25 protein-coding genes and 3 pseudogenes are annotated in these 22,011 nt (G+C 61.6%); 10 read left to right on the top strand and 18 right to left on the bottom strand.

The window, feature by feature from the left end:
• Nucleotides 1-86 precede the first annotated feature (86 nt).
• Entirely contained in the window at nt 87-539 is a 453-nt protein-coding gene (locus tag GTK09_RS25985) for a transposase (protein ID WP_246218140.1), read from the bottom strand.
• A gap of 121 nt (nt 540-660) precedes the next feature.
• On the opposite strand from GTK09_RS25985, the gene GTK09_RS25980 reads away from it, so the two are divergent.
• Both GTK09_RS25980 and GTK09_RS25975 read left to right on the top strand, forming a co-directional pair.
• Nucleotides 661-1,266, top strand: a complete 606-nt coding sequence (locus GTK09_RS25980) for a class I SAM-dependent methyltransferase (RefSeq protein WP_163466313.1) — start codon at nt 661-663, stop codon at nt 1,264-1,266.
• Between the two features lie 360 nt (nt 1,267-1,626).
• A complete protein-coding gene (locus tag GTK09_RS25975) occupies nt 1,627-1,875 on the top strand; it encodes a hypothetical protein (RefSeq protein WP_163466312.1) in 249 nt (82 codons plus the stop codon).
• 167 nt (nt 1,876-2,042) lie between these two features.
• Here GTK09_RS25975 and GTK09_RS25970 read toward each other — a convergent pair whose 3' ends face one another.
• Nucleotides 2,043-2,447, bottom strand: coding sequence for a MerR family transcriptional regulator (locus GTK09_RS25970; protein WP_163466311.1), 405 nt, complete (start codon nt 2,445-2,447; stop codon nt 2,043-2,045).
• A 32-nt stretch (nt 2,448-2,479) separates the two neighbouring features.
• Here GTK09_RS25970 and GTK09_RS25965 point away from each other — a divergent pair, with 32 nt between their 5' ends.
• The 3 genes and pseudogenes from GTK09_RS25965 to GTK09_RS25955 all read left to right on the top strand — a co-directional run bounded on the left by GTK09_RS25965 (nt 2,480) and on the right by GTK09_RS25955 (nt 3,986).
• On the top strand, nt 2,480-2,794 hold the full coding sequence (locus tag GTK09_RS25965; protein WP_312869963.1) for a cation transporter: 315 nt from the start codon (nt 2,480-2,482) through the stop codon (nt 2,792-2,794).
• Nucleotides 2,727-3,111 (top strand): annotated as a pseudogene (locus tag GTK09_RS27920) (HAD-IC family P-type ATPase); the annotation flags it as partial. The gene GTK09_RS25965 and the pseudogene GTK09_RS27920, both read left to right, overlap by 68 nt.
• 275 nt (nt 3,112-3,386) lie before the next feature.
• A pseudogene (locus tag GTK09_RS25955) lies at nt 3,387-3,986 on the top strand (transglutaminase-like cysteine peptidase).
• 313 nt (nt 3,987-4,299) lie between these two features.
• On the opposite strand, the gene GTK09_RS25950 reads toward GTK09_RS25955, so the two are convergent.
• The 3 genes from GTK09_RS25950 to GTK09_RS25940 form a co-directional block, all read right to left on the bottom strand.
• A complete protein-coding gene (locus GTK09_RS25950; protein WP_163466309.1) occupies nt 4,300-5,019 on the bottom strand; it encodes a ZIP family metal transporter in 720 nt (239 codons plus the stop codon).
• Between the two features lie 78 nt (nt 5,020-5,097).
• The gene (locus tag GTK09_RS25945; RefSeq protein WP_163466308.1) at nt 5,098-6,000 is read right to left on the bottom strand and encodes a cation diffusion facilitator family transporter; all 903 of its coding nucleotides are present in this window, start codon (nt 5,998-6,000) and stop codon (nt 5,098-5,100) included.
• A gap of 48 nt (nt 6,001-6,048) precedes the next feature.
• Nucleotides 6,049-7,089 carry a cytochrome c oxidase assembly protein gene (locus GTK09_RS25940; RefSeq protein WP_163466307.1) on the bottom strand — a complete coding sequence of 347 codons (1,041 nt, stop codon included), beginning with the start codon at nt 7,087-7,089 and terminating at the stop codon, nt 6,049-6,051.
• A 195-nt stretch (nt 7,090-7,284) separates the two neighbouring features.
• Here GTK09_RS25940 and GTK09_RS25935 point away from each other — a divergent pair, with 195 nt between their 5' ends.
• Nucleotides 7,285-7,836, top strand: a complete 552-nt coding sequence (locus GTK09_RS25935) for a L,D-transpeptidase (protein ID WP_163466306.1) — start codon at nt 7,285-7,287, stop codon at nt 7,834-7,836.
• A 48-nt stretch (nt 7,837-7,884) separates the two neighbouring features.
• On the opposite strand, the gene GTK09_RS25930 is transcribed toward GTK09_RS25935, so the two are convergent.
• The 3 genes from GTK09_RS25930 to GTK09_RS27915 are packed head-to-tail and all read right to left on the bottom strand — an operon-like array spanning nt 7,885 to nt 9,618.
• On the bottom strand, nt 7,885-8,664 hold the full coding sequence (locus GTK09_RS25930) for a DsbA family protein (protein ID WP_312869962.1): 780 nt from the start codon (nt 8,662-8,664) through the stop codon (nt 7,885-7,887).
• 46 nt (nt 8,665-8,710) lie between these two features.
• The gene (locus tag GTK09_RS25925) at nt 8,711-9,496 is read right to left on the bottom strand and encodes a heparan-alpha-glucosaminide N-acetyltransferase (RefSeq protein ID WP_246218139.1); all 786 of its coding nucleotides are present in this window, start codon (nt 9,494-9,496) and stop codon (nt 8,711-8,713) included.
• Nucleotides 9,496-9,618, bottom strand: a complete 123-nt coding sequence (locus GTK09_RS27915) for a hypothetical protein (protein ID WP_281353543.1) — start codon at nt 9,616-9,618, stop codon at nt 9,496-9,498. The genes GTK09_RS25925 and GTK09_RS27915 overlap by 1 nt, the downstream gene beginning before the upstream one ends.
• 68 nt (nt 9,619-9,686) lie before the next feature.
• On the opposite strand from GTK09_RS27915, the gene GTK09_RS25920 reads away from it, so the two are divergent.
• Both GTK09_RS25920 and GTK09_RS25915 read left to right on the top strand, forming a co-directional pair.
• A complete protein-coding gene (locus GTK09_RS25920; RefSeq protein WP_163466305.1) occupies nt 9,687-10,118 on the top strand; it encodes a MerR family transcriptional regulator in 432 nt (143 codons plus the stop codon).
• Between the two features lie 95 nt (nt 10,119-10,213).
• Nucleotides 10,214-10,456, top strand: a complete 243-nt coding sequence (locus GTK09_RS25915) for a hypothetical protein (RefSeq protein ID WP_163466304.1) — start codon at nt 10,214-10,216, stop codon at nt 10,454-10,456.
• Nucleotides 10,457-10,540: 84 nt separating this feature from the next.
• Here the strand turns inward: GTK09_RS25915 and GTK09_RS25910 are convergent, their stop codons facing one another.
• From GTK09_RS25910 to GTK09_RS25870, 9 genes are all read right to left on the bottom strand, one after another.
• Nucleotides 10,541-11,323, bottom strand: a complete 783-nt coding sequence (locus GTK09_RS25910; RefSeq protein ID WP_163466303.1) for a L,D-transpeptidase — start codon at nt 11,321-11,323, stop codon at nt 10,541-10,543.
• A gap of 679 nt (nt 11,324-12,002) precedes the next feature.
• On the bottom strand, nt 12,003-12,515 hold the full coding sequence (locus tag GTK09_RS25905; protein WP_163466302.1) for a copper chaperone PCu(A)C domain-containing protein: 513 nt from the start codon (nt 12,513-12,515) through the stop codon (nt 12,003-12,005).
• A 101-nt stretch (nt 12,516-12,616) separates the two neighbouring features.
• On the bottom strand, nt 12,617-13,144 hold the full coding sequence (locus tag GTK09_RS25900; RefSeq protein ID WP_163466301.1) for a hypothetical protein: 528 nt from the start codon (nt 13,142-13,144) through the stop codon (nt 12,617-12,619).
• Between the two features lie 286 nt (nt 13,145-13,430).
• Nucleotides 13,431-14,774 (bottom strand): S41 family peptidase, encoded by a 1,344-nt coding sequence (locus tag GTK09_RS25895; RefSeq protein WP_163466300.1) that lies wholly within the window; start codon nt 14,772-14,774, stop codon nt 13,431-13,433.
• A gap of 189 nt (nt 14,775-14,963) precedes the next feature.
• Nucleotides 14,964-15,584, bottom strand: coding sequence for an SCO family protein (locus GTK09_RS25890; protein WP_163466299.1), 621 nt, complete (start codon nt 15,582-15,584; stop codon nt 14,964-14,966).
• Nucleotides 15,581-16,048, bottom strand: coding sequence for a copper chaperone PCu(A)C (locus tag GTK09_RS25885; protein ID WP_246218138.1), 468 nt, complete (start codon nt 16,046-16,048; stop codon nt 15,581-15,583). Before GTK09_RS25885 ends, GTK09_RS25890 begins: the two co-directional genes overlap by 4 nt.
• Before the next feature lie 14 nt (nt 16,049-16,062).
• Nucleotides 16,063-16,533: a DUF411 domain-containing protein gene (locus GTK09_RS25880; RefSeq protein ID WP_163466297.1), complete on the bottom strand. Its 471-nt coding sequence runs from the start codon at nt 16,531-16,533 to the stop codon at nt 16,063-16,065.
• A gap of 27 nt (nt 16,534-16,560) precedes the next feature.
• Entirely contained in the window at nt 16,561-17,091 is a 531-nt protein-coding gene (locus GTK09_RS25875; RefSeq protein ID WP_163466296.1) for a methyltransferase family protein, read from the bottom strand.
• 59 nt (nt 17,092-17,150) lie between these two features.
• Nucleotides 17,151-19,394: a heavy metal translocating P-type ATPase gene (locus tag GTK09_RS25870; protein WP_163466295.1), complete on the bottom strand. Its 2,244-nt coding sequence runs from the start codon at nt 19,392-19,394 to the stop codon at nt 17,151-17,153.
• A gap of 204 nt (nt 19,395-19,598) precedes the next feature.
• On the opposite strand from GTK09_RS25870, the gene GTK09_RS25865 reads away from it, so the two are divergent.
• Nucleotides 19,599-20,414, top strand: coding sequence for an EipB family protein (locus GTK09_RS25865; protein ID WP_163466294.1), 816 nt, complete (start codon nt 19,599-19,601; stop codon nt 20,412-20,414).
• On the opposite strand, the gene mntR is transcribed toward GTK09_RS25865, so the two are convergent.
• Nucleotides 20,354-20,845, bottom strand: coding sequence for a manganese-binding transcriptional regulator MntR (mntR, locus tag GTK09_RS25860; RefSeq protein ID WP_163466293.1), 492 nt, complete (start codon nt 20,843-20,845; stop codon nt 20,354-20,356). The two genes, GTK09_RS25865 and mntR, sit on opposite strands and share 61 nt — an antisense overlap.
• 315 nt (nt 20,846-21,160) lie before the next feature.
• On the opposite strand from mntR, the pseudogene GTK09_RS25855 reads away from it, so the two are divergent.
• Nucleotides 21,161-21,916 (top strand): annotated as a pseudogene (locus tag GTK09_RS25855) (Nramp family divalent metal transporter); the annotation flags it as partial.
• Between the last annotated feature and the right edge of the window lie 95 nt (nt 21,917-22,011).

The raw sequence follows: 22,011 nt of genomic DNA, 5'->3' as shown, positions 1-22,011 counted from the left end.
CTGATCCTCAAACAACGGCACCGACACACGAAGGGGCCCGATCGGGCCCCTTCGTGTGTCGCGCCTGCCATGACCGTGGCCTGCTTTTACTTCGCCCCACTGGCCTGGATTTGCTCCGTCGTTGACAATCGGGATGTAGCCTTCTTCCGGAGTTGCCAGTCGAAGGCCTTCATCACCCGCTTCAGCGTGCCCGTCTCGGTCAGCCGGTTGCGAAAATGCCGGATCGAGTTCTCGTCGGGGGTGGGCGCGCCGAGATCGAAGCCGAGGAACCGCATCCAGGACAGCCGGTCGCGGATCATGAACTCCATCCGCGCGTCGCTGAGATTATGCTGCGCCTGCAGGATCAGCGCCTTGAACATCGACACCGGGTCGAACGGCGGTCGCCCGCCCTTCGATCCGTCGCCATAGCCGAGCCCCTCGACCAGCCAGCCGCGGAAATGCTCGAAATCCACCGTCGCCTCAAGAACCTCGAGCGGATCGCCATCCCGGCTCAGCCGCTCAAGGTGCTCCGATAGCCCGAACAATCCCGCCTGCCGCATGCGCTGCTCTCCCGGTCCCTTCAGACAAGTGAATTATATCAGGCGCGCCGATGGCAGGTTCTTGCGGGTGTCCAGCTGCCACCTCGGGCCGTGGTTCCGGCGAGTTGAGGAGATGCTGCGGATGAGCTTCTATCGCGAGAGCATATGCCCGTGCCTTACCCATCTTGCGATGAGCGCTGGCAGACTGCGGCCCTACCGCGAGGCTGTCACTCGCCAGGCGAGCGGGCGCGTTCTGGAGATCGGAGTCGGCTCAGGAGCAAATCTTGGCTTCTACGGGAGTTCGGTGGAATCCGTCGTCGGTATCGACCCAAGCGCGGCAATGCTTCGCCGGGCGGCGGGCGTGGACACGAACATTCCCGTGATGCTGCGGCAATCGGCGGGAGAGGCTCTTCCCCTCGAGTCAGGCAGCTTTGATTGCGTCGTCTCGGCCTGGACATTGTGCTCTGTTTCAGATGCCCACCTTGTCTTACAGGAGATCAGTCGTGTTCTAAAACCCGGCGGTCATTTCCTCTACGTCGAGCACGGCCGGTCGCCGGACGACAATGTTTCGCGTTGGCAAGACCGGCTGAATCCCGTTTGGCGCCGCTTCGCTGGTGGATGCAATATCAACCGCCCCATTTCGAAGCTGGTCGCCGAAAGCAGTTTCCACGTCATATCCGACAATAACGCCTATGCCTCGGGGCCGCGCCTGTTCGCATACTTCTACCAAGGAGACGTCGTTCGCTGAAGCGCGGGCGCAGCCAAGCGCGGAACCCCGCGTAACACGGCCTAGTTGGCGGTCTATGACCGACTACCTGTACGTTCTTGCGCTCGCCCTGATGCCCCCTTCGGCAACTTCGCCGGCGGCGTGGTGGCCAAGCTGCTTCCGACATCCCGACGGCTGCTGATCCACGCCCTGCATTCTGCCGCTGGGATCGTCACCGCCTCGTCGCTACCGAGCTGAGCTGGAGGCGCTCGGCGGTTCGGCGCCGCCCTGGACCATCGTCGTCGGCCTGTGCCTTTAGTGCAGCCTTCTACGTCGTGGTGATGGATTGTCGATCTGATGCAGGGAGGCGACGAGGACGCCGCTAGGGGCTGAATGATCTATGTGGCGGTCGCCATCGACCTGTTCAGCGATCGGTTGATGATCGGGGTCGGCTCAGTCGTCTCCTTCGGCCTGGCGTTCATCCTGGACCTCGGACAGATCATGGCCGATGTCCCCGAGGGCTTCGCCACAATCACCAACTTCAAGGAGGATAAAGGCGCGTCCCGCCGCATCCCCCAGTCCGCCTCCTTCGTCGCTCCCTGTCTTATGGGCGGCCAGCATCGGCTATCGGCTGCTGCGCGGCCAGGGTGAAACGCTGAAGCTCGCAGCGCTCGCCTTCACGGCGGGCATTCGGCTCCTGGCGACTATCGAGGAGAAGTTGAAGAAGGCGCACGAGACGGCCGAGGATCCCTGTTATCGGCGGCCTCCTTCATCGGCGGCTTTGCCCTGTTCACGCCGGTCGCGTCGTATTTCGGGGTCTAGCCAGGCGATAATGCCTCGATGATCCGGCATTCCGCGATGGTGCCGCAGCCGCACTGGCTGATGATGCTGCCGAGCTCTCGGCGCAGCGCCTGAAGATCGGCGATCTTTCGCTCCACTTCGGTCAGGTGCTCGCGCGCGATCGCGTCCACCGCCTCGCAGGACCGGTCGCGCTGGTCGGACAGCCCGAGAAGGTCGCGCACCTGCTCGATCGAGAAGCCGAGGTCGCGCGCCCGGCGGATGAAGCTGAGGCGCCCGAGATGCTGCGCCGAATAGAGACGGTAGTTGCCGCTCGTGCGCTCCGGCGCCGGCAGGAGGCCGATGCGCTCGTAGTAGCGGATCGTCTCCACCTTCGTTTCCGTCGCCTTCGCCAGACCGCCGATGGAGAAACTGTCGCGCGCCATCGCCTTGACCCTGTAGTTGCTACAGGGTGTATATGCGGTGTCACGTCGAAGAAGTCGAAGTGACATCCATGGCAGCCGAGGCCGCCGCCACTGCGCTCAAGCTCCGCGTCGAAGGCATGGATTGCGGCGCCTGCGCCCTCAAGATCGAGAACGGGCTGAAGCGCCTGCTCGGCATCAGTGAGATCAATGTGAACTACGGGCTGGGGTCCCTGTCGCTCGCTTTTGACCAAGACCGCACATCGCGCAAGGCCATCGAGGATCGCATCCGCTCGCTCGGATATCAGCGTCATTGCCCTCCGCAACGAGCCGCGCGAGGATGCCGCCGCCGGCGTCGCCCGGTTCCATGAGCTCGGCGTGCGAACCGTCATGCTGACGGGCGACAATGCGCGCACCACCGCCGCCGGTCTCGGGCTGGCGGCGAAAGCAATGCTGTTGCCGGCCTCCAAGCTCGCCGAGGTCGGCGCGCTGAGGGCGCATGGCGGCATCCGCCAAGGTGGGCGACGGCATCAACCACGCGCCGACGCTTGCCGCTGCCTCGATCGGCATCGCCACGGGCGGGGGCACCGACGTGGCGCTCGAGGCGTCCGACGCAGCACCTTTGAAGAACCGCGTCATGGGCGTCGCCGAATTGGTGGAATTGTCGCGCGCGACGCTCGGCAACGTTTGCGCTGGGGCGCCGTGGCGATGGCCGATAAGTCCTGAACTGAATCGATCTCTCGACCGGCTTCCGTGTGCTCGGAATAGCGGTCAATGAGTTGGTTGGCCGACGCTTGCGAATGGTGGGCTGCTGATCACGGCCCTTAAGGAGCGGTGCCGGGACGCTTGAGCGTCGATAAATACTTTCGGTCGTTTTTGAAACAATTTGCCTTGTGAAATTTGGCTCAAGAATAAATCGGCCGTGCCATTGTTTTCCTCAGAGACGGGGAGACGGCGATGCGGATGATCTATAGTGTAGTTACCAAGATTTCAATTGGGATTGCGGCTGTTGTTATTTCCTATACCAGTGCGGCGGCTGATCCTTCGTGGATGCCCACGACCGGCAGGACATCGCAGCCCGTCGGTCACTACGAGTTCTGCCAGCAGTACCCGACGGAATGCCAGCCAAACGAGCTGACCGCGATCCCCGAGCTGACCGACGAGCTGTAGGAGCAGATGATCGAGGTGAACGGTGCCGTCAACACGGTTATCGTTCCTCGAACCGATGAAGAGATGCACGGCGTGGCAGAGCTTTGGTCCTATCCTACGGCCGAAGGAGACTGCGAGGATTACGCTCTTCTGAAGCAGTACATGCTCCAGCGCACCGGCGTTCCGCGCTCGGCCCTCCTGATCACTGTTCTGCGCCAGCGCAACGGTGCCGGACATGCCGTGCTCACGGTGAAGACCGATCGGGGCGACTTCGTGCTGGACAATCTCAATGAACGCATTCTCGCCTGGAACGAGACGGATTACCTTTATCTCAAGCGGCAGTCGGAGCGGGACGCCGGCGAGTGGATCGCAATTGTCGATGACCGCGACATCCTTGTCGGCAGCGTCCGCTGACCGCACGATCGATGCCGAAGCAATTTGTCACGCTCATGGAAAATCCTTCTTAAGCAGGAAGTAGTGCTTGCAGCCGTTCGAAAATCAAGTGGCCTTGAACTTCGACAGTTCTGGGCCGCTTGGAGAAGGCGTCATTGGCAGTCGCAGCTAACGGCTATGTCCATCTCGGATCGAGTCTCGTTATTTCTCTCCTGCAAAACGACTCGAATGAGGCGAGAATACCGTGATGGGCGGCGCGCTACTTCGAAAGTTCGGATTACCGCAACAAGTGCATTCGCTTCATAGGCGCCAAGGTCACGCTGCCACTACTGTGTTACCCGAGGGAATTTGAGACGAAGGTAAACAGGGCGAAGCCGCCAAGGAAAGCGACGATCGAGATCTTACTGTCTTCCGCGCTTTCGTGTGCCTCCGTGATCATGTCCTCTACAGCTGCAAGCACGAGCGGCGCAGCCGTGAACACAAGGGCGGCCATCTGAAAGGTCTCGCTGCGCTCGCGCAGCAGGAAATAGGCAAGTGTGGCGGCCACGAGGACCGGAGCCGCGAAAGATGCGGAGAGAAGGATACGCCGAATCCGAGGAACATCCTTCCCCTTGAAATTGACAATGGCGGCGAATCCTTCGGGCACGTCAGCCAGAAGCTGACCGAGCGCCAGCACCAAAGCCAAACTCGATGATGCGGCGGAGCCAGCCCCGATCAGCAGCCCGTCGCTGAAGAGATCCATGCAGACTGCGAAGTAGATCATCCACATGCCGGACCCGCCGGCGCCCTGGACTCGGCCCACGATCCGATCCACGGCCATATAGAAGGCGCCGCCCAGCAGAAAGGCGACTGTGAGGCCCCAGCCCGGAACCTTGGGGATCGCCTCCGGCATGATCTCGACTGCGACAACAGCGATCACGATCCCTGCGGCCGCATGCAACGCCCAACTCAAGGCGCGCGGCGAAGTTCGGATGAACTCGGCTAGAAGCCCGCCCGAAAAATTGCCGAGAGCTGGCAGGAGCGCGAAGCCAAGAACTGCGAGGAAGCCGCTCATGCGCTCTTCCTCCTGGTCGGTCCCCCGAGACCCGGTGGCGGAGCATTGGGCCGGGCCATTCGGTCAGGTCGCATCATGTCACTCGTCCCTAATGACCGCGTGATCGTGATCGGCACTGCCGGCGAGTTCGACCTCGAGAGTGGCATGCTCGACGCCGAAGCGCTCCTGCAGCAAGCTCTTGATCCGGCGTTTCAGTCCATCGGCCTTGGCGAGATCCCGCTCTGAAATGGCGACATGCGCTTCCAGGGCCAAGCGTTCCTCGTCGGGACGCCAAACGTGGACATGGTGGATGTCCTCCACGCCCTCAAATCCCTTCATCGCGCGCACCATCCCGTCGAAGTCGAAATCCTTTGGGGCGCTTTCCATAAGCACGCTGATCGTCTTGCGGATCTCGCGAAAGCCGTGAACGAAGATGTAGACGGCGATCAAGGCAGTGATCAGCGGGTCGACCCAGGTGATGTCGAAGAGCAGGATCAGGATGCCGCCGACGATCACGCCGACCGTCGCCATCGTGTCGGCGATCATGTGCAGGAATGCGCTCTTCATGTTGAGGCTGCCCTGGTCCTTAGAGAGCACCCATACCGATAAAGCGTCCTCGACAGCGGCGATCGCGCCGACGATGATCATCACCCAGCCCCCGACCTCCTGGGGATTGAAGAAGCGATCGACCGCTTCATAGAGAAGGTACAGAGCGATAACGAAAAGGGTCGTGAGGTTGATTATCGCGCCGACCGTCTCGGCCCGCTTGTAACCGAAGGTCCGCCGCTCGTCGGCCTTTCGTCTCGATAGCCGCCAAGCCCCATAGGAGATCCCGAGCGTGGCGGCGTCGCTGGCGTTGTGGGCGGCGTCGGCAAGCACCGAAAGACTGCCCGAGATCAGCCCGCCGACAATCTGCGCTACCGTGATGCCCACATTGAGCGCAACCGCGATCAGGAGGCGCTTGCCTCGGCCTTCAGCGCTTTCGTCGGAGTGGTCGTGCATAGGTTCGCTTCGCTCGTCTCAGGGGATAAAGATCAAAGCCGCCGTGGTTCAGCCCGGTTCCGATCTCGGGTGGGCCGCTGCGTTCGAGCGATCGGCGCGGAAGGCCGGACTTCCGGGCTTGTACCCGGTCAAGAAAGTGGCGGAGGCGCTTCGTCGCTCGACCTGCCGGATCCAGGCGGCAAGGAGGAGAACACCGGCAACGATGTAGATCGTGCCGCAGATGACCCACATGATGAGGCCGGCAAGCTGCTGATCCTCAAGCGGCGTCAGACCCCAGGCCAAAGGGCTATCATCATAGGCGAGGTATAGCGGCCTCGGCGCGAAGGTGAGGAGTGCGCCGAGGAGCCCGGTGTGCATCATCGTGAGAAACGACAGCGCGGCGGTTTCGGCATAGCCGGCTCCATGGCGCCGGCCAGCATGGGCCAGCGCATGCCAGAACAAAAGGCCCCCAACAAAGAAGCTGAGATGCATGGCGGCGTGGATCGCCTCATTCGCAAGGGCGGCTTCAATGGCGACCGGGGCATGCCAGCCCCAAAGGACGGCTCCTTCCAGTACAAAGGCCGGGAGCGGCAGAGTCGCCCAGATCCAGAACTTGCGAACCGGTCGGGCCTGCAGCAAGGCCCCGATCTTCCGTCGCAGGCACCTTGGAAGGCTCCAGAGCAGGATTACCGGTCGCCCAAGCCAGAGCAGCGGCGGCACGACGGCGGTCAGCACAATGTGCTGCGCCATGTGCGCCGAGAACAGCACTTCGCCGAGCGCGTCGAGCGGCCAGACCATCGCGAGAAGGAACGCTGCCGTGCCTGCGGAAAAGCTCGCGACTTCCCAAGGAGCAATTCCACGCCCGATCCCAGCCCGGCGCCATAGCCTCACGATCCCAAGCGTATACCCGCCCACGAGCGTTACGAACCCGGCGAGGACGATCGGATCCAGAGTCCAGGCCGACCAAAGATCGGCGGAGCCGTCCGGCGGATTAGTCGCGTGCGCTTCGGCAACTCGTGGCGATAACGCCATAGCGCCAAGCGCCAACGCAAAACCTGCGAGATGGCTGCCCAGACAGCGCAGAGCCTGGCGTTTGTTTGTAGAGAACACTCTGTTTATCCGCGCCAAGTTTGTGAACAGGTGAATTGGTTAAGGGCGGCAGATCTTGCCCTGTGCTGTGCAACTTCAGCGTTGGTTGTTAATTCTCAGCGCTTGCAACGCTCTTCTCGTCACAGGGGGAACCAAAGATTCATGGTTCGTCTGCCAATCTCCTTCATCCACATCGGCCAGTGCAGGAGATGAGAGATGACCACTCGACGGCAGCTTTTGGCCGGCATTGTCGCCTTCGCTGCGCTGACCGGTCAGGCGGCTGCACATGACACGTTCGAGCTTGATCCGCGATATCTGCCGCAGCGCGTCCTCCTCTCCGGCTATAGGCCGGGAACCCTCGTTGTCGATCCGGCAGAGAAGTTCCTCTACCTCATCGAGGAGGGCGGCTTTGCCCGGCGCTACGGGATCGGTGTCGGCCGGGCAGGTTTGCGCTTTTCCGGCACGGCCGTTGTCGGACGCAAGGCTGAATGGCCGCGGTGGACGCCGACCCCGAACATGATCAAGCGAGAGCCGGGAAAGTACGCGAGATATGCAGGCGGCCTGAAGGGCGGCCCGGGAAACCCTCTCGGAGCTCGGGCGCTCTACCTCTATAGAGACGGCCAGGACACCCTCTACCGGATCCATGGAACCACCGAACCGTCATCTATCGGCAAGGCCGTTTCGAACGGTTGCATCCGGATGATCAACGACCACGTCATCGATCTCTACGACCGCGTCGGTGTTGGAGCGAAGGTCGTGGTGCGGTGACCGTCCGCACGCCGATCCTGCAGGCGGCCAGGCAGATGCCTTTCCGGATCATCGCAGCTTCTGCTCGATGATGGCGGCTATCTGGTCGGGCGGCAGAGAACCGGCGTATTTATCGCCGTTCACGAAAAAGGTCGGCGTGGCGTCGACCCCGAACTCCTGCTGTCCGCGCTCCTGCGTCGCGACGATCTGCTCCTGAAGCTCCTTGTTGTTGAGGCAGGCGGCGAAACTTTCCTGGGTGAAACCGGCCAGCCTGGCGATGTTAAGGAGTGCCGTCGATGCATTTTCCGCCCTCGCCCACACGTCCTGCTGATCGAATAGGACGTCGATCATTGCGGTGCGCTGGGCATCGTTTTGCGTGCAGCGGGCGAGCATGAAGGCCGCTAGTGCTCGCGGATCGAACGGGAACTCCCGAATGATCAGCTTGGCCTTGCCGGTGTCGATATAATCGGTCTTGATCGTCGGATAGCTGTTCTCGTGGAAATTTGCGCAGTGACCGCAGGTCATCGAAGCATATTCCACGATGGTCACGGGCGCGTTCGGATCGCCGATCACGATGTCCGGGAGCGGGCCTTCCGCCATCAGTTCAGCGACGTCTACCGAGGCCGTAGGCTCCGGCGCCTCGACACCTTCGGCCGCATCCGCCGATGAAGCGGGCGCTTGTGCAGCGTCTGCGTCCGTTGCTGGTTGTGCTGCCGCGCTCGTGGTCTCGATCGCCGAAAACCCCACAACGGCGAGCAGAAGAAGGCTTGAGCCGAGCACAGGCAATTTGCGCGACGGCTGGGGTGCAATTCCCCTCTGATCATTGCTGTGGCTGATACTCTCGATCACTGCTGATCTCCTTGAGTTCGAGGATGAACTTTATGACTTCATTCCACTAATTGGCTGCGAGCCGGGTGAAGACGACGAAGCCGGCAAACAGCAAGGGCTGGTGGAGCAGATAGATCGGCAGTGTTTGTTGACCGACCCATGCCAATCCTCGGACCAGAGAACTTCCGGTGGCCTTCGGGAGTGCATCCCGCATGGGCCGCCTGGAGATGAGGAACCGAGTGCAGCCGATGCCTGCAAGTGTCACGCCGAACCAAGGGAACACAGGAACGAAGTCGTTCGCCATAGGCGGCTCTGCGGCAAAGCCGATCCAGGCGAGGAGCCGAGTGTCAAAGGCCGATGTCTCGAAAAAGAACGGCGCCGCGAGCATTGTAAAAGACGCGCCGAAAACGATGGTGATCGGCAGGGGCAGAAAGGCGAGCCCGAGCACCGATGCCACCGCGATCGAGTGCAGGATCCCGAAGTAGATGAACCCTTCAGGGAACAGGAAATAGGTGATGAGCGAAATCGCGACGGCAGCGACGACGAGCTTGGCCAAGCGCTTCAGAAACTTGCGCCAGTGGATATTCCTGTCGTGGGCTAGGACAAGGCTGACGCCGACGAGAAACATGAAGGAGCCGGCGAGAATGCGCGCGAAGGCCGTTACCGGCCCGCTGAACATTGCCGAGGACGGAATGAACCCGAAGAAGTTTAAGTCCCAGCCGAAATGATACGCGACGACGCCGATGATGGCCAAGCCCCGCCAAACATCGACGAATACGTAGCGAGCTGTCGAGGTCGGCCTGGTTTGGGCAGCGGTCGCTGCGGGGTTCATGTCCTCGATGGCTGCCGACATCAGATTTTCCGGTCGCCGATCGGCGCGCCGAACATCGGGCACTCTGCCGTCTGACAGGCGTGCTGATCAGCGGGGTGGATGAAGCGCACCGCAGCTGAACGTCCCGTTGCGGAGGAAGTCATCGAAGAACTCCTTGATTGACGTCTCGCGCGCCCTTAGCTCCTCCAGCTACTAGAGGAGCAAGCAAAAAATGGCTGAACGCGGTTTTTCCATCGGCGAGGCCTCGGAGCGTAGCGGCGTGAAGGTCACAACGATCCGCTTCTACGAGAACATCGGTCTGATCTCACCTCCGGTCCGCACCAGCGGAAATCGCCGCCAGTATGGAGAAGAAGAGGTCGACCGCCTCACCTTCATCCGGCACGCGCGGGAGCTGGGCTTCGAGATCGACGACATACGGGGCCTCCTGGCCATGACGGAAAGGCCGAACGCCTCGTGCCAAGAGGCGGACCGGATCGCCCGCCATCATCTGAAGGGAGTCAATCACCGGATCAGCCAATTGACTCTGCTAGGCAAGGAACTTCAGCGGATGATCGACGAATGCGGACATGGAAGGGTATGCGATTGCCGCGTCATTCAGACGCTGGCAGACCACTCCCACTGCCAGCACCACCAATCCGACTAAAATTCGAGGCCGGTCTCCTAAAATTGCTTGCTCCTCCAGCGGCTGGAGCATTTATCCGCGTTCCCAGCCATTGATCAGTAAGCTGGAATGCGCTGATGACACGAGTTCTGCACAATCTTGCGATCGGCATATGCGCCGTCGTCTACGCGCTGGTCGGCCTGACCTTCGGCGTCACCACGGGCTTCATCGTTCTAAAGCTGGTGGAGCTCATCTTCGGTTTCGTCATCGTCTCTCCAGCAGTCCAGTGGGTAGTTGCGGGCTGGGCCATTTTCGTCGCGGTGCTCGCCGTCGTCGCCTACCTCAGGTCGCCATCTGGCGATCGCGTGGCACGTGAATAAGGCAAAGGTGTCGCCTGAGGCCGGTTCGGGGCCTGCGGCCCCGCTTGAGCAGATCTCCATCAGGTCGACTCTTCCTGCCCGACATTACGCGGCTATTGCAGTTGATGGATCGGGAATGACCCGGATTGGCGTTCCGTCCGGAACGCGGCCGTAAAGGTCGATGACGTCCTGGTTCAGAAGCCGGATGCAGCCCGAGGAAACGGCCCGTCCGATCGACCACGCCTGATTGGTGCCGTGTAAGCGGTAGAGTGTGTCGCGCCCATCCTGGAAGATGTAGAGCGCCCTTGCTCCAAGGGGATTGTCGAGGCCCGGCGGCATGCCACCGTTGGCAGCGCTGTAGGGCGCCAGTTCAGGTTGCCGCTCGATCATTTCCGCAGGCGGTGTCCAGGTCGGCCACTCACGCTTATAGGCGATGACCGCGCGCCCCGACCAGGAGAAGCCGTCGCGCCCGACCCCGATCCCGTACCGCATGGCCTTTCCGCCCTCCCTTACGAGGTAGAGGTACTTGGCAGGCGTGTCGACGATGAGCGTTCCGACCCGCTCGTCCGTGGGATAATCGACCACCTGCCGCCAGAGTTGCGGCTCCAGTCTCTTGATGTCCACGGCCGGGATCGGAAAGCGCTCGCTTGGCATCGCTCGATACATGGCCGGGAGAACAGGTTCAGGCTCCGGAGCCTGGGCGGCGATCACACGAGCCGGTTCCGGCGTGGCGACGCACCCGGAAAGGGCGACTGTGGCCAGCCCCGCCAGGAAGCCGCGGCGGTGTAGATTGCCGATTGATGAGCCGGGGCGGTGGTGGTGGTGAGTTGAGCAAGCGGGAAGAACGCGCTCGCTCGCTCCGTTCTGCCCGTTCTTGAGATTGGTCATGCCTTTTCCTCGAATTTGATCATCCCACGAAACACAAGGTGCTCGTCGGACCCGGAACTCACGTTCGCTGGTTCTTTGATGACGCACCGGACGACGGTGCGCGAGCTAGGCGTGCGGGTGCTCTGCGGGCAAGCGTCACGCGGTCTGCGTCTTCAAGTGGGGAGCGCAGGGTCAGCTTTATCGGCAGGGCATTGCTCTTAGGGCGAGGGGATCGGCGGTCGATCAATGCGGCCTGGCGTCCGTCCCGAACCGTGGTTCGTCATGGCCGGATAACCAGATGAGGCAACCTCGAGAGTGCCGCCAATATCGGGCGCGGAGGGCTGAATGGCTGCCGCCTTGCAATGCAAATTATGAGGTGGATAGGTCTCGCTCGGTTCCACTGGTGCCGGCAACCGGGTATTGGCTGCCTCGTTCGCGATAACGACGAGTTCCAATGCGCCTCGGTCCAAGTCGAGCGGGCCTCCGAAAGGACTGGACGCGGCTTTAGCGTGGCTAAACGACCCAAGCAGTACACTGACCAGCATTAGGAGTCGGATGAAAAACGTCATCGGCTTTCGTAGCAGCGGGATCGTTGCATTGGGCTTAAAGAATGAGCGAGTCCTGTTGATCTCACTCGTGAAGGGACGCGACTTTCGCCGTGGATGCTCGTCAAACACGACAGCGCATCGATCACGCCTTCTCACAATGGCTTGGTTGGCGGCATGCCGTGATGATGGTCTTCCAGCACGGTTCCAGCAGCGCTGACTTGCGCGACAATTGTTTCCGAGGCTCCGTCCGCGTAAAAGATCTCCATATTGACCTGTCCGCCCACGCGTGGCGGCTTGCTGCCTGGATCAATCAACAAGTAGACCCCTCCAGGGCGCATCAACAGTTCGGCGTGGGCCGGAACTAGAAGGCTCGCCTGCACATCCGTCCGCAATCCAGACCGGGTTCTCACCGTTTGGACGAGCTCGATCTTCGAGAAAACGTCGCTGCGAATTTCCGTGATCCTGGTGCTTTCACCAGTCCCGTTCCAGATCACCAAAAACCCTTCCAGAAATGTGTCATTGGAACTGGCGGGGAGCAAGATCTCTGCATGTTCCACGACGAGTTTGTCTGAGAAGTTCGGTCCCACGGCATCGGCGTCAGCCTTGAAGCCGCTTGGGACAACGAAGATGCAGGCCGGTATAACGCAACGCCAGAGAGCGAACATGTGCACATCCTCCAAGACTGTCCAGCTGGCACGATCAGATTGATCGGCACCAGGAACACCTTAGATAATCATTTCCGGCACAGGATTTTCCCTTCGTGATCTTAGGTGTTCATCTCGCGCAAGGTCTCGATGTATGTTTGCGGAAAGAGGAGTGAATTTGGCGTGCGCAAGCCCATGTACTGCGCGATATCTCCAACGAAGGCGCTGCAATTGTAAAGCACCGCATGCCACACGGGCGAACTCGCCTGCAACTCACGGATATAGCCGACCACGTCGTCGTACTCGGTCTTGGTCAGATTGATGCGATAGTTCGCGGTCATGTACTGGTCATCGAGATCGCCGTCGCTGGGTCCGGTTTCCGAGGGGACCGGGATGAGGTGTCCGAGGACATAGGGGATGTCGCTGGTCGAGGCGGGATGGAGGCCGGCGACTTCACGGGTGAGGATCCTCCCTTGGGCGTCTCTCTTGCCGAACATCGCGAAGGTGTGGCCGTAGCTCTCGGCGGTACGAGCGCGGAACTCGAGGTAGTAGAGATCCTGGGTCGCTTCTCCCGAGGCGTTCGCCGCCATGGCGAAGGTGCTTGGTACAGTCCCGCTGGATCCGAGCGAAGCAGCTGACACGGTAGGCATGGGCGCCATATCTGTCGAGCTGCTGATCGACGTGCAACCCGCGGCAAAGGCGCTCATGACGCCTAGTAACATGATCCGGAACGGCTTTATCATTCTTTGTTCTGTCTCGCTCTGATGTGTCTGCGTTGATAGGTTTGCAAGCAGACAGGTTGGCATTGCCGCGTCCGGCCGATTGCGAGGTGAGGCGCATCGAACTCACCTGAAGCATGCTTGGACACTGTCCTTGTAATCCTTGCCCGTTCACCCCGTGCCGTGTTGATGGCGACATCGAGCGAGCCGTTCGTCTTCAGTTTGACGCACGGGAGTTCGCCTGCGGCGGATAGGCGGCGTGCTTCTCCTGACCATTGATGAGATCGAGGGCGTACTGCAGCTGAAGATCATCCTCCTGGTCCGGCGGCACATAATCGAGCGAGCCGGAGCCATCCTCACCTTCTTCCAGCCCCCTGATATGGCCTCGCAGAGACGACTCGCCGAGAGCCATCTCGTCAGCTGCACCGAGACCCATCTGCTCGAGGATCTCCGGAGGCAACGGCTGCTCCACCTCGATATCCGGATCGATGCCTCGCCCCTGAATGGAGCGGTTGGACGGCGTGTAATAGAGTGCCGTCGTCAGACGCAAGGCCCCATCAGCTCCGAGAGGTAGGATCGTCTGGACCGAGCCCTTGCCGAAGGAGCGTGAGCCGACAACAGTCGCCCGCCTTTGATCTTGAAGAGCTCCGGCAACAATTTCTGAAGCGGACGCGGAACCACCGTTGATCAGAACGACAAGCGGTTTGCCGTCGATCTCGTCGCCCGCACGAGCATTGTAGCGGCGCGTTTCCTCGGCGTTGCGGCCGCGGGTGGAGACGATCTCGCCTTGGTCGAGGAAGACGTCAGCGACGCTTACCGCCTCGTCTAGGAGCCCGCCCGGATTGCGGCGCAGATCGAGGACATAACCCGTCAGCTCGTCGTCCCCGGTCTCCGCCTCAATTTCGGCAATGGCTTCCTGCAGCCCGATTGTGGTCTGCTCACTGAAGCGCAGGAGCTTGATGTAACCGATGCCGTCCTCGATCGAATGACGAACGGACGGGACCTTGATTTCGGCGCGCTCGATCGACACCCGGATGGGCTTGGTCGCGCCCTCGCGGATGAGAGTCAGCTCAACGGACGTGCCGATGTCGCCCTTCATCTTGTCGACGGCTTCCGAAAGCGTGAGCCCACGCACCTCTTCGCCGTTGATCTCGGTGATCAGGTCATTGGCAAGCACGCCTGCCTTGTCGGCGGGTGTGCCATCGAAGGGCGAAACCACTTTGACGAGCTCATCCTCCATCGTGACCTCGATCCCGAGGCCGCCGAACTCGCCGCTTGTCTGCGTGCGCATGTCGGCTGCTTCTTCGGCGTTCATGAAGCTCGAATGGGGATCGAGCGAGGTGAGCATGCCGTTGATGGCGTCCTCGATCAGCTCCTGGTCATCCGGCTTGTCCGGATACTGCGCACGCACGATCTCGAACACGTCTCCGAAGATCGAGAGCGCCCTATAGGTCTCGGATTGGGTAGGATTGGAACCGTCTCGCTCTTGCCCGACGCCAACGGTGGCGATCGTGGCTCCAGCCAAGGCGCCGGCGAAGAGTATTGAAAAGTTGCGGTTCATTGCTCGACTCTCCAGGTAGATGCGTCCGGGCCAAGTTACGATCAGCGAGGCGCTTCGAGCGGCAAGGACCGGGAAGCCCGATACGCTATCTTGATGAAGATGATGGCTTTTCGAGGTGATCCGATCGCCAGCATCGTGAGCGGTCTTCGTTGCGGCACCTTTGGTGCTCGGCCCTATTTCTATGCCGGCTCAGGTTGCCAACAGACGTTCGATCTTCTGTCGCTGGATTTCCTTAGCCTCGTGGCTGTCCAAAATGCCGAAAAAGCCACCCTCTCGATCAAACAAGTAGGCGCCGGCGGAATGGTCGACGGTGTAGTCGCCGTTCTCCAGCGGCACGATCGCGCGGTAAGCCTTGAAAGCCGAGAAGGCTTCCTCAATCTCTTCCTCCGACCCGGTCAGCCCAACGATGCGAGGATCGAACGACTGCAGGTATTCGTTCAGCCGCTCCGGCGTGTCGCGCTCTGGATCGCCCGAGATCAGCAGGACCTGGAGGTCGTCGCCTTGCGGGCCGAGGTCGTCGAGCAGCACCGACAGCTCTCCCAGCGTCGTCGGGCAGACGTCGGGGCAGTTGGTGAAGCCGAAGAACAGGGCCACCGGCTTGCCGCGGAAATCCGACCAAGTCCGCCGCTGCCCGTTGTGATCGACGAGGCTGAACTCGCCGCCAACATCCGCGACGCCGGACGACAACGCGGCAGTGGATGTCGGCTGGCTCGAGCCTTGCAGGACGATCAAGCCTGTTACGGTGCCGAGCAGCACGAAGAGCACGGTAACGGCACTCCAGAGGATCCAGCGAAGAGTGCGGAAGCTCATTGTTGATGCCCGTCGTGCGCATCCCCCGCCGGCTCGGGACGGCCACCAAAGCCTTCGATCATGAACTCGATCGGGACTTCTCCGGCTCGCTCGAAAACAAGGGTGCCGGCAAAAGGCTCGCCCTCTCGAATGGGCTTCTTCAAGCCCGTCAGCATCGCGTGCGTGCCGCCCGGCTCCAGCGTCACCGTTTCGCCGGGCGCGATGGTGAGCCCCTCCGTCAGCGGACGCATCTTCGCGACGCCTTCGATGATCTCTGACGTGTGGAGCTCGAAGCCTTCCGAGATTTCGGACGATCCACCGACGAGCGTATCAGGCTCGGCGCCATTGTTGGTGATCGCCACATATCCGGTGCCAGTTTTCGCGACGGGTGGCGTCGTCCGGGACCAAGGATGATCGATGACGAGATCGCCCGCCTCGAACTCATGGGCGGCGGCCGCCCCGGCCAGGGCGACCACCGTCATCATCGCGATCGGCAGTCTCATTGCGCGCGGATCCCTTTCTCTTCGGGATAGCTGGCGAAGACCTCGGTCGAGCCGTCCTTCAGGACGAGCAGGACATCATATGGCTCATCGCTCTCGCCCATGCCGGGCGATCCTGCCGGCATGCCGGGGACCGTGAGGCCGATCGCCTCAGGCCGCTCGGCTAGCAGGCGAGTGACCTCCCTGGCCGGGACATGTCCCTCAAGGACATAGCCATCGACGAATCCGGTGTGGCAGGAGGTCTGGTCCTGCTTCAGGCCGGCATCCATCTTCTTGGCATAGAGGTCGGCCATGGCGAGGTTCTCATTCGTGACCTCGAACCCGGCATCCTCCAAATGTTGCACCCATCCCAGGCAGCAGCCGCATCCCGATGTCGAGAAAACCTCTACCTTGTCGCCTGCAGCTGCCAGCACCGAGGTCGACAGCAGGCTCAATGCGCCTGCCAAAAATGCCTTTCGAATTGCAGTCATAGTGTTTTGCCTTTCCTGGTCATTCCTTCAGATCCAGCGCCGGACCGATTGCCTGTAGGCCGCGTACTCGGCCCCGAAGGCGTTTTCGAGAAGTCTTTCCTCGTCCCGCACCTGGATTTCACAGGCGAGGCAAAATGCCGCCGCGCAGACGATCATCACGGCGGATGAAAGAGCCAGAGCCAGCCCCGCGGCCAGCATCAGCATGCCAACGAATACCGGATTGCGGGAAACGCCGAACAACCCGGTTGTGACCAGCGCATCGGGAACTGCTTCCGGCACACCCACTCGCCAGCATCGTCCCATGTCCGACTGAGCGAACACCGTCAGAAGCGATCCCAGAAGCGCCATTCCCAGACCGGCGAGCCGCAACTGGAATGGCGCGTCCGCGAGCGGGTGCAGGGCCACGCCTGCGAGGCCTATTGCATGACTGGCAGAGCCGAACAACGCGCCGATGACGCTGAAGCGAAACAGTCCTTGGGCAAGTCGCTGGCGACCGGATCCGCCGAAGCCGTAAACCTTGCGCCCGATCGCGTACGAGGTTCGCCGGGTGGCGAGCATCAGCCAAAGGCACGTCCCTGCCAGGAGGACGAGAGGACCGAAGCGAAGAAGAACGTCCGTCAACGTGCTCTCCAGCCTAGCAGGCGCATGGCGTTGGCCGTGACCAACACCGTCGCGCCCGTATCCGCGAGGATCGCGGGCCAAAGCCCGGTGATGCCGAGGAGCGTCGTGACCAGAAACACCGCCTTCAGTCCGAGGGCGATGGTGATGTTCTGATGAATGTTCCCCATGACGGCTTTCGACAGCGCGATCATGTCTGGGATGTCCCGGACGCGCCCATGCAACACGGCCGCGTCGGCGGTCTCCAGCGCCACGTCCGTGCCCCCGCCCATGGCGATTCCGATGTCGGCCGCCGCGAGCGCGGGCGCATCGTTGATGCCGTCACCGACTTTAGCGACCTTGAAACCTTTAACCTGAAGCTCCCGCACAATCCGCTGCTTGTCCTCAGGCAGCAACTCGGCACGCGCCTCGATGCCGAGTCCCAATGCGATCGCGTCCGCGGTCCGGCGGTTGTCACCAGTCAGCATGATCGTCCGGATACCGGCCGCGGTCAGCGCGGCAAGTCCTTCCTTTGCATCGGGCCTGGGTTCGTCGCGCATTGCAATAAATCCTGCCACGACATCCCCGACCAGCACCATGGACACCGTTTTCCCGGCATCGTTTAGAGCCCGGATTAGCGTCCCCTGTTCGTCGGGGACCGGCGTGCGCTTCGCCGCCGCCTGTGGTGAGCCAAGGAATACCCGCTCGCCGCCGACGCTGCCGATGATGCCCTCGCCCGGCACCGCCGCCGCATCGAAGGCCGGCGGCAGCGGCACCTTGTCGAGTGCCGCTCGGGCCAGGATCGCCAGCGCCAGCGGGTGACTCGAGCCGCGCTCAAGAGCACCAGCGAGGGACAGGACATCGCGTTCCGATCGCCCCACCCCGAAGACGTCAGTCACCCTCGGCTTGCCCTCGCTGATCGTGCCAGTCTTGTCGAGCGCAACGGTGGTGATCCTACCGAGGTTCTCCAGCACCGCGCCCCCCTTCATCAGGAGCCCGCGCCGCGCGCCTGCCGAGAGACCCGCCGCGATCGCCGCCGGCGTGGAGATGACGAGCGCGCACGGGCAACCGATGAGGAGGATGGCCAAGCCCTTGTAGATCCACTCGCTCCATTGCCCGCCGAAGAGGACCGGAGGAGTGATCGCAACGAGGGCTCCTACGATCAGGACCGCAGGGGTGTAAAACCGAGAGAAGCGATCGATGAACCGCTCGGTCGGCGCCTTGCTTTCCTGCGCCTCCTCAACAAGACGCACGACGCGGGCGATTGTGTTGTCGGCTGCCGCCGCCGTCACCGTGATGCGAAGCACGCCGCTGGTATTGATCGTGCCGGCAAAGACCTCGTCCTTGGCGCCCTTGCGCTTCGGCACGCTCTCGCCGGTCACTGGTGCCTCGTCGACCTCGCTGGAGCCCTCGAGGATTATCCCGTCTGCCGGGATCCGATCGCCCGGACGCACCAGAACGACGGCACCGACCGCAAGCCTCTCGGCGGGAACCTCCGTCGTCTCGCCGTCTCGTTCCAATAGGGCGGTCTTCGGAACGAGATCCGTCAGACTCTGAATGCTCTTGCGCGCCCGGCCTGCCGCGACACCCTCGAGCATCTCGCCGACCAGGAACAGGAACACGACCGCCGCCGCTTCCTCCGTTGCGCCGATGATCACGGCGCCTACGGCAGCGATCGTCATCAACATCTCGATTGAGAAGGGAGTGCCGTAGCGCGCTGCAACGAAGGCACGGCGGGCAACTGGGACGAGACCAACTGCGAGCGCCAGTAGGAACGCAGGACGTTCGATGTTCGGAACGAGAAGGCCAGCGACATAGGCGACCGCCAGGGCTGCCCCGCAGGCAATCGTCAGAACCGCCTTCCTCGCCCGCCACCATGGGACAGCACCAATTTCCTCGTCCGCATGGCCATGCAGTCCGGCATTGACATTTCTGCTCGGGTCGCTCCCGGTATCACCATGATCATGATCATGGTCGTGACCGGGAGCATGCCGGTGGTCGTGCTCATGGCTATATCCGGGCTGAGGGAGACTGGCTCCTCGTCCTGCCGCAGCGATGCCATAGCCCAAGTTGTTGACTTGCTGGGCGACGGCATCGCTGGACAGTTCGTCCCCATGCGTTACCGTCATCGTTCCGGCCGATACCGAGACCGAGACATCATCGACCCCTGGAAGCCGCCGAACGGCCGTACCGACCTTTGCAGCACAGGAGGCGCAATCCATACCGGTGACGCGAAAACGACTTTGATGAAGCGCTGTGACCATTGAGGGGTCCCCGTTATTCATGCAGCCGACGCTAGTTCCTCTAGCGACTGGAGGAGCAAGAGAAAAATTCAGGAGACATGCCGGTCGTTGACGCATCAAGGCGAGTGGCAGGGATCGGCTCTTGCCGAGGTCAGCCGTCATGGCTGAGGTGGCGGCAACGCGGCTCTTGCAATTGTGAAAGAAGGGACAACACGGATGTTGCGAATGATCGGTGTTTGGTTGGTATTTCCCGCCGTTTTGATCGCAACTGGATCAGTTGCCGCGACGCTCGCACCACATCGCGCGGTCTATGACCTCGTTCTGACATCGAAGTCGATGGATCTGGTGGACGGCTCGGGCCGGATCGCGATCGAGCTTCGTCAGGAGACCTGCGGAAAATTCGATCTCGACTATCGGTTCGTTGCCCGTTTCGAGCGTGAGGACGCAACCGTCGTGACGGACCAGCAGACCGTTTCAACCGAGGATAGCGTCGCGAACACGTTCACCTTCGAAACGAAGACCTTTGTTGATAGCGCTCCGGCTTGGGTTATCCGGGGCAAAGCGGTCAACTCAGGCACCTCGACGAAGGTCGAACTTGAGGAGCCGGAGGTCCGCAGTTTTGAGCTTCCGCTATCGGTCTTTCCGTCTGCCCATACGATGGAACTGATCGAAAGGGCGAAGGCCGGCGAGAGAATAGTGGAAACCAAGCTCTTCGACGGGGACAATGAGGCTGACAGGCTCCTCTCCACGACGGCCATTATCTCACCGGTCGGAGATGCCACATCCTTCGGCGAAGGCGCGGGGCAAGCAGATGACGTTGCTCGCGAGGTGCCCGACGAACTCAGGGGACTGCAAGCTTGGAGGGTCGACGAGTCCTATTACAACAGTGACAGCGATCCCGACGGGCTGCCACTCTTCCAAACCACCTACATCCTCTATGAGAATGGCGTCTCCGGAAGCATCGCCTTTGACACAGGAGACTACGGGTTCTCGGGCGCACTCTCGTCCTTGCACCTTCTTGATGGCGCTGGCTGCAATTGAGCAAGAAAGGCCTGAAAAGCCTTCAACGTCTCCGGTCCGACATGGTGCTCGATCCCCTCCGCATCCGACTCGGCCGCCTCCGTGCCAACGCCGAGGGCGAGAAGGAAGTCGCGGACCAAGCGGTGGCGTGCCCGTGAGATAGACGCGATCCGCCGGCCCTCATCTGTTAGGAAGATGGCCCGGTACGGCTCACTGACGACGAGACCGTCCCTCGCCAGTCGCTGGACCGCTCGCGCCACGGTCGCTGGTGAGACCCCGAAGCATTCTGCAAGATCCGCGGCTCTTGCCTCGCCGCGAGCGATAACGAGATCCTCGATCAGTTCCACGTAATCCTCGGCAAGCTCGGTTTGGCGGGCCTCCCGGACACGAGCGAAGCGGGACGCCAGCCGGCCCGGGCTGATCTCGTTTCTTGATGTCTCGGTTCGGCTCATTGTGCTCTCAACGTTGCAGTGCGCGGACACAGTAGATCAGAATGGCTCAGGGCACAAAGTTTGCCTATGGACAAATTAAACACCTTCAGCTTAATTTCGCTTGGTCGACGAGTTCGGACGCAATTGCTCCGCCGCCGATCGGAAGGTCGTTTGCGATGAATGCGCAAGTGCAGTCCAGAACCAGTTGGCGGGTTGGCGCCGGCTTGCCGCGTGGCTGTGGTGAGCTCCGGGAGACCGGTTGACACTGATTGATAGCCGCCCGCCAGGCAGAGGTGCTCCTCGCCATTCTTCATTGGTGACTGAGGGTAATCCGTCATGGATGCGAATGCACGGTTGGAAGAGCCGATCTCGGGGTGGCGGAACGCACGCGGCGAAGGATCGCTCTCGGATGTCTACCGATCCATTCCGGTCGCGCGTACAGGCCCGATCTGGCGCAGGGCCGCGGCCTTCGTTGGCCCCGGATATCTCGTCGCAGTCGGCTATATGGACCCTGGCAACTGGGCCACCTCGCTCGCCGGCGGATCACGGTTTGGCTACACGCTCCTCGTTGTCGCGCTCGTCTCCAACATCATGGCGATTATCCTCCAGTCGCTCTGCGCCCGGCTCGCCATTGCCTCGGGCCGAGACCTCGCGCAAGCCTGCCGTGATGCCTTCCCCAAGCCCGTCGCCTTCGGTCTCTGGCTCCTTGCCGAGATCGCCATCATCGCGACGGACATCGCTGAGGTCGTCGGCACCGCGATCGGCCTCAACCTCATCTTCGGCATCCCACTTGAGATCGGCGTCGTCATCACGGCGCTCGACGTGTTCCTGATCCTCTACCTTCAGAAGCTTGGCTTCCGGTGGATCGAAGCCTTCATTATGACGCTGCTCGGCGTCATCGCCGTTTGCTTCGCCATCCAGATCGCTTTGGCCGATCCGGATTGGGGTGCCGTGATCCTGGGATTTGCGCCCACGACCGAGATCGTGACCAACCCTGAAATGCTTTACCTTGCGCTCGGCATCCTGGGTGCGACGGTGATGCCGCACAATCTCTATCTCCTGTCAACGACGGAGCAAATCCAGGCCAGTGGGGCGAAGTAAAAGCAGGCCACGGTCATGGCAGGCGCGACACACGAAGGGGCCCGATCGGGCCCCTTCGTGTGTCGGTGCCGTTGTTTGAGGATCAG

This window comes from Jiella pacifica (genome assembly GCF_010500815.1).
Taxonomy (GTDB): Bacteria; Pseudomonadota; Alphaproteobacteria; order Rhizobiales; family Rhizobiaceae; genus Jiella; species Jiella pacifica.
Note: the sequence above shows the minus strand (reverse complement) of the source record. Positions and strands in the feature narration are given on the sequence as shown.

Excerpts from the sequence above, each read along its gene's own strand:
- GTK09_RS25945 (WP_163466308.1), bottom strand. The coding sequence starts at position 6,000 with ATGCACGACCACTCCGACGAAAGCGCTGAAGGCCGAGGCAAGCGCCTC.
- GTK09_RS25895 (WP_163466300.1), bottom strand. The coding sequence starts at position 14,774 with ATGAACCGCAACTTTTCAATACTCTTCGCCGGCGCCTTGGCTGGAGCC.
- GTK09_RS25985 (WP_246218140.1), bottom strand. The coding sequence starts at position 539 with ATGCGGCAGGCGGGATTGTTCGGGCTATCGGAGCACCTTGAGCGGCTG.
- GTK09_RS25885 (WP_246218138.1), bottom strand. The coding sequence starts at position 16,048 with ATGATGACGGTGGTCGCCCTGGCCGGGGCGGCCGCCGCCCATGAGTTC.
- GTK09_RS25915 (WP_163466304.1), top strand. The coding sequence starts at position 10,214 with ATGACACGAGTTCTGCACAATCTTGCGATCGGCATATGCGCCGTCGTC.
- GTK09_RS25970 (WP_163466311.1), bottom strand. The coding sequence starts at position 2,447 with ATGGCGCGCGACAGTTTCTCCATCGGCGGTCTGGCGAAGGCGACGGAA.
- GTK09_RS25890 (WP_163466299.1), bottom strand. The coding sequence starts at position 15,584 with ATGAGCTTCCGCACTCTTCGCTGGATCCTCTGGAGTGCCGTTACCGTG.
- GTK09_RS25865 (WP_163466294.1), top strand. The coding sequence starts at position 19,599 with ATGATCGGTGTTTGGTTGGTATTTCCCGCCGTTTTGATCGCAACTGGA.
- GTK09_RS25920 (WP_163466305.1), top strand. The coding sequence starts at position 9,687 with ATGGCTGAACGCGGTTTTTCCATCGGCGAGGCCTCGGAGCGTAGCGGC.
- GTK09_RS25880 (WP_163466297.1), bottom strand. The coding sequence starts at position 16,533 with ATGACTGCAATTCGAAAGGCATTTTTGGCAGGCGCATTGAGCCTGCTG.
- GTK09_RS25910 (WP_163466303.1), bottom strand. The coding sequence starts at position 11,323 with ATGACCAATCTCAAGAACGGGCAGAACGGAGCGAGCGAGCGCGTTCTT.
- mntR (WP_163466293.1), bottom strand. The coding sequence starts at position 20,845 with ATGAGCCGAACCGAGACATCAAGAAACGAGATCAGCCCGGGCCGGCTG.
- GTK09_RS25875 (WP_163466296.1), bottom strand. The coding sequence starts at position 17,091 with ATGCTCGCCACCCGGCGAACCTCGTACGCGATCGGGCGCAAGGTTTAC.
- GTK09_RS25980 (WP_163466313.1), top strand. The coding sequence starts at position 661 with ATGAGCTTCTATCGCGAGAGCATATGCCCGTGCCTTACCCATCTTGCG.
- GTK09_RS25905 (WP_163466302.1), bottom strand. The coding sequence starts at position 12,515 with ATGTTCGCTCTCTGGCGTTGCGTTATACCGGCCTGCATCTTCGTTGTC.
- GTK09_RS25900 (WP_163466301.1), bottom strand. The coding sequence starts at position 13,144 with ATGCCTACCGTGTCAGCTGCTTCGCTCGGATCCAGCGGGACTGTACCA.
- GTK09_RS27915 (WP_281353543.1), bottom strand. The coding sequence starts at position 9,618 with ATGACTTCCTCCGCAACGGGACGTTCAGCTGCGGTGCGCTTCATCCAC.
- GTK09_RS25965 (WP_312869963.1), top strand. The coding sequence starts at position 2,480 with ATGCGGTGTCACGTCGAAGAAGTCGAAGTGACATCCATGGCAGCCGAG.
- GTK09_RS25935 (WP_163466306.1), top strand. The coding sequence starts at position 7,285 with ATGACCACTCGACGGCAGCTTTTGGCCGGCATTGTCGCCTTCGCTGCG.
- GTK09_RS25925 (WP_246218139.1), bottom strand. The coding sequence starts at position 9,496 with ATGTCGGCAGCCATCGAGGACATGAACCCCGCAGCGACCGCTGCCCAA.
- GTK09_RS25950 (WP_163466309.1), bottom strand. The coding sequence starts at position 5,019 with ATGAGCGGCTTCCTCGCAGTTCTTGGCTTCGCGCTCCTGCCAGCTCTC.
- GTK09_RS25870 (WP_163466295.1), bottom strand. The coding sequence starts at position 19,394 with ATGGTCACAGCGCTTCATCAAAGTCGTTTTCGCGTCACCGGTATGGAT.